This window comes from Clostridium sp. ATCC BAA-442, assembly GCF_964239415.1.
GTDB lineage: Bacteria > Bacillota > Clostridia > Oscillospirales > Oscillospiraceae > Flavonifractor > Flavonifractor plautii.
On record NZ_CAXSQB010000026.1, the window covers coordinates 38053 to 44660 of the forward strand.

General features: G+C 63.3%; 6 protein-coding genes. All 6 read left to right on the plus strand.

Going from position 1 to position 6608, the window contains the following annotated elements; genetic code table 11:
- Window positions 1–121: 121 nt before the first annotated feature.
- The 6 genes from ACESY8_RS12100 to ACESY8_RS12125 all read left to right on the plus strand — a co-directional run bounded on the left by ACESY8_RS12100 (window position 122) and on the right by ACESY8_RS12125 (window position 6586).
- Window positions 122–1522 carry a hypothetical protein gene (locus tag ACESY8_RS12100; protein ID WP_009260589.1) on the plus strand — a complete coding sequence of 467 codons (1401 nt, stop codon included), beginning with the start codon at window positions 122–124 and terminating at the stop codon, window positions 1520–1522.
- 69 nt (window positions 1523–1591) lie between these two features.
- Window positions 1592–3043: a 4-hydroxyphenylacetate 3-hydroxylase family protein gene (locus ACESY8_RS12105; protein ID WP_007493428.1), complete on the plus strand. Its 1452-nt coding sequence runs from the start codon at window positions 1592–1594 to the stop codon at window positions 3041–3043.
- 89 nt (window positions 3044–3132) lie between these two features.
- Window positions 3133–3417: a NifU family protein gene (locus ACESY8_RS12110; protein ID WP_007493425.1), complete on the plus strand. Its 285-nt coding sequence runs from the start codon at window positions 3133–3135 to the stop codon at window positions 3415–3417.
- Entirely contained in the window at window positions 3407–4129 is a 723-nt protein-coding gene (gene fabZ / locus ACESY8_RS12115) for a 3-hydroxyacyl-ACP dehydratase FabZ (RefSeq protein ID WP_054338743.1), read from the plus strand. Before ACESY8_RS12110 ends, fabZ begins: the two co-directional genes overlap by 11 nt.
- 23 nt (window positions 4130–4152) lie before the next feature.
- A complete protein-coding gene (locus ACESY8_RS12120; RefSeq protein ID WP_054338742.1) occupies window positions 4153–5250 on the plus strand; it encodes a glycerol dehydrogenase in 1098 nt (365 codons plus the stop codon).
- 40 nt (window positions 5251–5290) lie between these two features.
- Window positions 5291–6586: an acetyl-CoA hydrolase/transferase family protein gene (locus tag ACESY8_RS12125; protein ID WP_054338741.1), complete on the plus strand. Its 1296-nt coding sequence runs from the start codon at window positions 5291–5293 to the stop codon at window positions 6584–6586.
- Window positions 6587–6608 lie beyond the last annotated feature (22 nt).

Consider the following 6608-nt stretch of genomic DNA (forward strand, 5'->3'; position numbering starts at 1 on the left):
TGGGCTTTTTTTTGAAGTTGGCATGTGAAATGCATAAGAGAAGGAGTGTCACGAACAGTTGGCCAACTGTCGCAGCGAGACTGACAAAACTCCTGTTTGGGATGAGAAAGAGGGAACGTAAATGGCAAACGAACAATTTGTCAGCCGTTACCGTAAATACGGTGAAGAACAGCCCTACTGGAAGGCCGGTATTTTCAAGATCCGCCTCCCCTTTGTCCACTACAAATGGTCGGTTCCCGAGATGGTGCAGGCCGTGTTCATGTGTGCGACCTGCCTGGGCGCTATCCCCGTGCTGCAAGAGGTCCTGGGCGTTTCGTACGGTGTAGCCCTGTCCATGGTCATCATTAACGGCTTCTTCTACAACCTGCATGTGTTGCTGGGCGACCCCGTGGTGCCCGGGTGGATCACCCCTGCCATTCCCATCATTACCGCCTTCCTGACCGACGGATATGAGATGGGCCCTGAGCGTACCCAGGCGCTGATTGCTATGCAGTTGATTCTGGGCCTTATCTTCCTGGTGTTCGGTATCACCGGTATCGGCGGCAAGATGGTACACTTGGTGCCAAACTCCGTAAAGGCCGGCGTACTGATGGGCGGCGGCTTAGCGGCCATCATCGGCGAGATGGGAGAAACCGGTCGTTTCTGGACGTATCCCATCTCTATTACCGTGGGTGTGCTGGTGGCCTACTTCTGCCTGTTCAGTCCCATATGGGCCAACCTGCGCCGGAAATACAAGGCCATTGATTTAATCGGCAAGTTCGGTATGCTGCCGGCTATCATCATCGGTGTCGTTCTGGGCCCCATTGTGAAGGAGATCGCGGTGCCTGCTGTTCAGTTGTGGCCCCTCATCAAGATCCCAGAGTTCGGCAACATCTGGAACCAGTTGTCTCCCTTTGCCATCGGCTGGCCCAGCGCGGCGACCTGGATTGCCGCCATCCCCACCGCCATCGTGGTGTATATCATTGCCTTTGGCGACTTCGTCACCTCGGAGGAGCTGCTCCGCTCCGCCGATGAGGTCCGCCAGGATGAGAAGATTGACTTCAACGCCAACCGCTCCAACGTCATCAGCGGTATCCGGAACGTGGCCATGGCGCTGTGCTGCCCCTACACCCAGACCTGCGGTCCCCTGTGGGCGGCCGTTACTGCCGCTGTGTCCCAGCGGTACAAGGAGGGCCCCAAGGCCATGGAGTCCATCTACTCCGGTGCCGGTACCTTCCGCTGGTGTACCTTTATCTGCGTGGCCCTGATCCCCATCTCCTCCCTGCTACAGCCCGTGCTGCCCGTAGCCCTGTCCCTGACCCTGATCGTGCAGGGCTTCATCTGCACCCAACTGGCCATGAACATGTGCCGCACCGACATCGAGCGGGGTATCTGCGGCGTCATGGGCGCGGTGCTGGCCATCCAGGGTGCCGCCTGGGGACTCGCAGTGGGTCTGATTCTGTTCTTTATGCTTTTTGAGGGCAAAAAGAAGGCCTCCGAGCAGGTGGCCGTCGGTGCCGCCGACGACAAGGCGAACCAGTAGTTCCATTGAGTTCTGGGTATTCAAAAACATAGATTGATTGAATCTGATTGAGAAAGGAAGTCCTCTATTATGGCACTCATGACCGGCGAACAGTACATCGAAAGCATCCGTAAGATCCCCATGGAAATCTACATGTTCGGCAAGAAGGTGGAGAATCCGGTCGACAATCCGATCCTGCGGCCCTCCCTGAACAGCGTGCGTATGACCTATGACCTGGCCCAGATGCCCGAGTATCAGGAGCTGATGACCGCCATCTCCCCCGAGACCGGCGAGCGCATCAACCGCTTCACCCATATCCACCGCTCCACCGAAGATCTGCGCAACAAGGTGAAGATGCAGCGCCTGCTGGGCCAGAAGACCGCCGCCTGCTTCCAGCGCTGCGTGGGCATGGACGCCTTCAACGCCGAGTACTCCACCACCTATGAGATCGACAAGAAGTACGGCACCAGCTATCATGAGAACTTCAAGAAGTTCATGCTCTACTGCCAGGAGAACGACCTGACCGTGGACGGCGCCATGACCGACGTCAAGGGCGACCGCTCCAAGGCCCCCCACGCCCAGGACGACCCCGACATGTTCCTGCATGTGGTGGAGCGCCGGCCCGACGGCGTGGTGGTCTGCGGCGCCAAGGCCCACCAGACCGGCATCATCAACAGCCACGAGGTCATCGTGATGCCCACCCAGTCCATGGGCCCCGACGACAAGGACTACGCCATCTCCTTCGCCGTTCCCCTGGACACCAAGGGCCTGTTCATGATCATCGGCCGCCAGAGCTGCGACACCCGCAAGCTGGAGGGCAGCGAGATGGACGTGGGCAACAGCGAGTTCGGCGGCGTGGAGGCCCTGACCGTGTTCGACCACGTGTTCGTGCCCAACGACCGCATCTTCATGAACGGAGAGACGGAGTACGCCGGCATGCTGGTGGAGCGGTTCGCCGGCTATCACCGCCAGAGCTACGGCGGCTGTAAGGTGGGCGTGGGCGACGTGCTCATCGGCGCCGCCGCCGTGGCCGCCGACTACAACGGCGCCAACAAGGCCAGCCACATCAAGGATAAGCTCATCGAGATGACCCACCTGAACGAGACCCTGTACTGCTGCGGCATCGCCTGCTCCGCCGAGGGCGCCCCCACCGAGAGCGGCAACTACATGATCGACCTGCTGCTGGCCAACGTCTGCAAGCAGAACGTGACCCGCTTCCCCTATGAGATCGTCCGTCTGGCCGAGGACATCGCCGGCGGCCTGATGGTCACCGCCCCCGGCGAGGCCGACTTCCGCGACGAGAAGCTGGGGCCCGTCATCGACAAGTACCTCAAGGGCGTGTCCACCGTCTCCACCGAGAACCGCCTGCGCATTCTGCGCCTCATCGAGAACCTGTCCCTGGGCACCGCCGCCGTCGGCTACCGCACCGAGTCCATGCACGGCGCCGGCTCTCCCCAGGCCCAGCGCATCATGATCTCCCGTCAGGGCAACCTGGCCCACAAGAAAGAGCTGGCCAAGGCCATCGCCCACATCAAGGAGTAAGCAAAAACCATATTCGAATCGCATCTGTATTCGACCGGAGGGCGGCGGCAATCCGCCCCCCTCCGGCTTTCTAAAAGGAGGCATCCGCCATGTATGAGGACATCGAGGCCGTGCTGGACGAGCACGTGCGCCCGCTCCTGCGCACCCACGGCGGTGAGATGGAGATTATTGAGGTGGAGGACGGCGTCGTCCGCTTCAAGCTCAAGGGCAAGTGCGCCGGCTGTCCGGCGGCCGATCTGACCACCGAGGAGCTGATCCAGACCGCGCTGACCGAGCACCTCCCGCACATCAAGCGGGCGGTGCTGGTGCAGGATATCAGCCCGGAGCTGCTGGACGAGGCCCGCTCCATCCTGAAGATGCGCCATGGCGGATAAACGGCAGATCGGCGTCCGCTACTGCGGCGGCTGTAATCCCCGGTATGACCGGGTGGCCCTGGTCAAGCGCATCGGCGGCTTTTTCCCGGAGGCGGAGTTCGTCACCGCCCAGGCTGGGGTGAAGTACCCGGCGGTGCTGGTGGTGTGCGGCTGCCCCTCCCGCTGTGCCAACGTCAGCGATCTGGCGGTGCCCGCCGGGCGGCTGATCTTCCTCAGCGGGTGGGAGGAGCTGCTGCCGGCGAAGGAGAAGCTGGCCGAGGCCCTGAAGGGGCAGCAGACGCGGAGCCTGACCCACGAGGAGGTGCTGGACATCCTGCCCCACCGGGAGCCCATGCTGTTCATCGACACGGTGAGCCGCCTGGTGCCCGGGGAGGAGGCGGTGGCCTCCTTCCGCGCCCGGCCGGAGCTGCCCTGCTTCGCGGGCCACTTCCCCGGAACGCCGGTGCTCCCCGGCGTCTACACCATCGAGGCCGCCGCCCAGGCGGCGGACATCCTGATGATGACCACGGAGCGTTACGCCGGGAAGCTCCCCCTGTTCATGGGGGTGCGGGAGGCCACCTTCCGGCGGAAAATCCTGCCGGGGGATACGCTGGAAATCCACGTGTCCCTTCTGGAGGAGAAGACGGAGCGGGCCATCGCCGCCTGCCGGGGGCAGGTGTTTGTGGAGGGCGTGCTGGCGGCGGATCTGGAGCTGCGGCTGGCCTTCCGGTAGCCCAATAAAAAGGAGACAGTGCAATGACATACGCAATCAAGGCCCCGGCCCGCTATGCACAGGGCGCGGGAGAGCTGGCCAACCTGGGCCGCAGCGCCAAGAAGCTGGGAAATAAGTTTTTGGTGATCTGCACCGACAACAGCCGCGGGCGCTTCGGCGCCCAGGTGGAGGCCAGCCTGGCCGAGCAGGAGAAGGAGGTGGTGTTCACCACCTTCCACGGCGAGGCCACCAAGGACGAGGTCTTTGCCAAGATGGACGAGTGCAGGGCCCAGGGCTGCGACGTGGTGGTGGGCATGGGCGGCGGCAAGGCCCTGGACACCGCCAAGGCCGTGGCGGAAAATCTGGGCCTGCCCTGCGTCATCATCCCCACCGTGGCCTCCAACGACGCGCCCTGCTCCGGCGTGGCCGTGCTCTACAACGACGCCGGGGTGGTTATCAAGGCCGTGCTCATGCGCCGCAACCCGGATCTGGTTCTGGTCGATACCGGCATCATCGCCAACGCCCCCAGGCGGCTCTTTGCCGCCGGCCTGGGCGACGCGCTGTCCACCTGGTTTGAGGCCCGGGCCTGCAAGAACAGCGGCGCCCGCACCATGGCCCGGGGCAACGTGTCCAACACCGGGCTGATGATGGCCCGCCTCTGCTACGACCTGCTGATGGAGAAGGGGCGGGACGCCCTGGCCGCGGTGGAGCGGCACGAGGTCACCCCCGCGCTGGAGGACGTGGTGGAGGCCACAATCTACCTCAGCGGCCTAGGCTTTGAGAACGGCGGACTGGCCGCCGCCCACGCCGTCAACGACGGCTTTGCCCAGGAGCCCCAGGCCCACGGCATGTACCACGGCGAGAAGGTGGCCTTCGGCACCCTGGTTCAGCTGGTACTGGAGAAGGCCCCCCAGGAGGAGCTGGAGCAGGTGCTCGCGTTCCTGCGGGACACCGGCCTGCCCCTGACCCTGGCCCAGCTCGGGGTGAAGGAGATCGTGCCCGAGACCCTGAAAAAAGTGGCGGAGGCCGCCGTGGTGCCCACCCAGTCCACCAAGAACCTGCGCGCCGATATCACCGCCCAGGAGGTCTACGACGCCATCCTGGAGGCCGACCGCATCGGCCGGGACTATCTGGCCCGCTGAGCCCAATCTTAAAATCCAAAGAATAGAGGGTGTGTATCGTATGAATTGGAAGGAATATTACAAGCAGCACCTGATGAGCGCGGAGGACGCGGTCAACCACATCCAGTCGGGCAACCGGGTGGTGGTGGCCCACGCCTGCGGCGAGCCGTCCTATCTGCTGGACGTGATGGTGGCCAACGCCAAGGCCTACAAGGATGTGGAGATCGTCCACATGGTGGCCATGGGCAAGGCCGAGTACTGCAAGCCCGAGTATGCCGATAACTTCCGCCACAACGCCTTCTTTGTGGGCGGAACCAGCCGGGATGCCATCGCCGAGGGCCGGGGCGACTTCACCCCCAGCTTCTTCTTTGAGGTGCCCCGCCAGTTCAGCTCCACCATGCCGGTGGACGTGGCCATGGTCATGGTGACGCCTCCCGATGAGAACGGCATGTGCTCCCTGGGCGTGTCGGTGGACTACACCCTGGAGGCCGTCAAGCAGGCCAAGCTGGTCATCGCCCAGGTGAACCCCCAGATGCCCTGGACCGGCCCCTACAGCCTGGTGTCCGTCAAGGATCTGGACTGCATCGTGGAGCATGAGGCCCCCATCATTGAGCTCAAGCCCCCCAAGATCGGCGACATTGAGAAGGCCATCGGAGAGCACTGCGCCTCCCTGGTGCCCGACGGGGCCACCCTCCAGTTGGGCATCGGCGCCATCCCCGACGCCGTGCTCCTCTTCCTCAAGCACAAGAAGGACCTGGGCATCCACTCCGAGATGTTCTCCGACGGCGTGGTGGAGCTGGCCGAGGCCGGCGTCATCACCAACGCCAAAAAGACCCTCCACCCCGGCAAGTTTGAGGTGGCGTTCCTCATGGGCACCCGCCGCCTTTACGACTTCGTGGATCACAACCCCGACGTGGAGCTGCGCCCTGTGGACTATGTTAACAACCCCTTTGTCATTGCCCAGAACGAGAACATGGTGTCCATCAACTCCTGCGTACAGGTGGATCTGATGGGCCAGGTGGCCTCCGAGAGCATCGGCCCCAAGCAGATCTCCGGCGTGGGCGGCCAGGTGGACTTCGTCCGCGGCGCTTCCGCCAGCAAGGGCGGCGTGTCCATCATGGCCATGCCCTCCACCGTCAAGGGCAAAATCTCCAAGATCGTGCCGCTGCTGGATGAGGGCGCCGCCGTCACCACCAGCCGCAACGACGTGGACTACATCGTCACCGAGTACGGCGTGGCCGCGCTGAAGGGCCAGACTCTCCGCCAGCGCGCCCGCAACCTCATCGAAATTGCCCACCCCGACTTCCGCGACGAGCTCAAGGCGGAGTACGAGAAGCGCTTCCACTGCAAGTATTAAGCGGCATGGGGGGGGGGGGGGG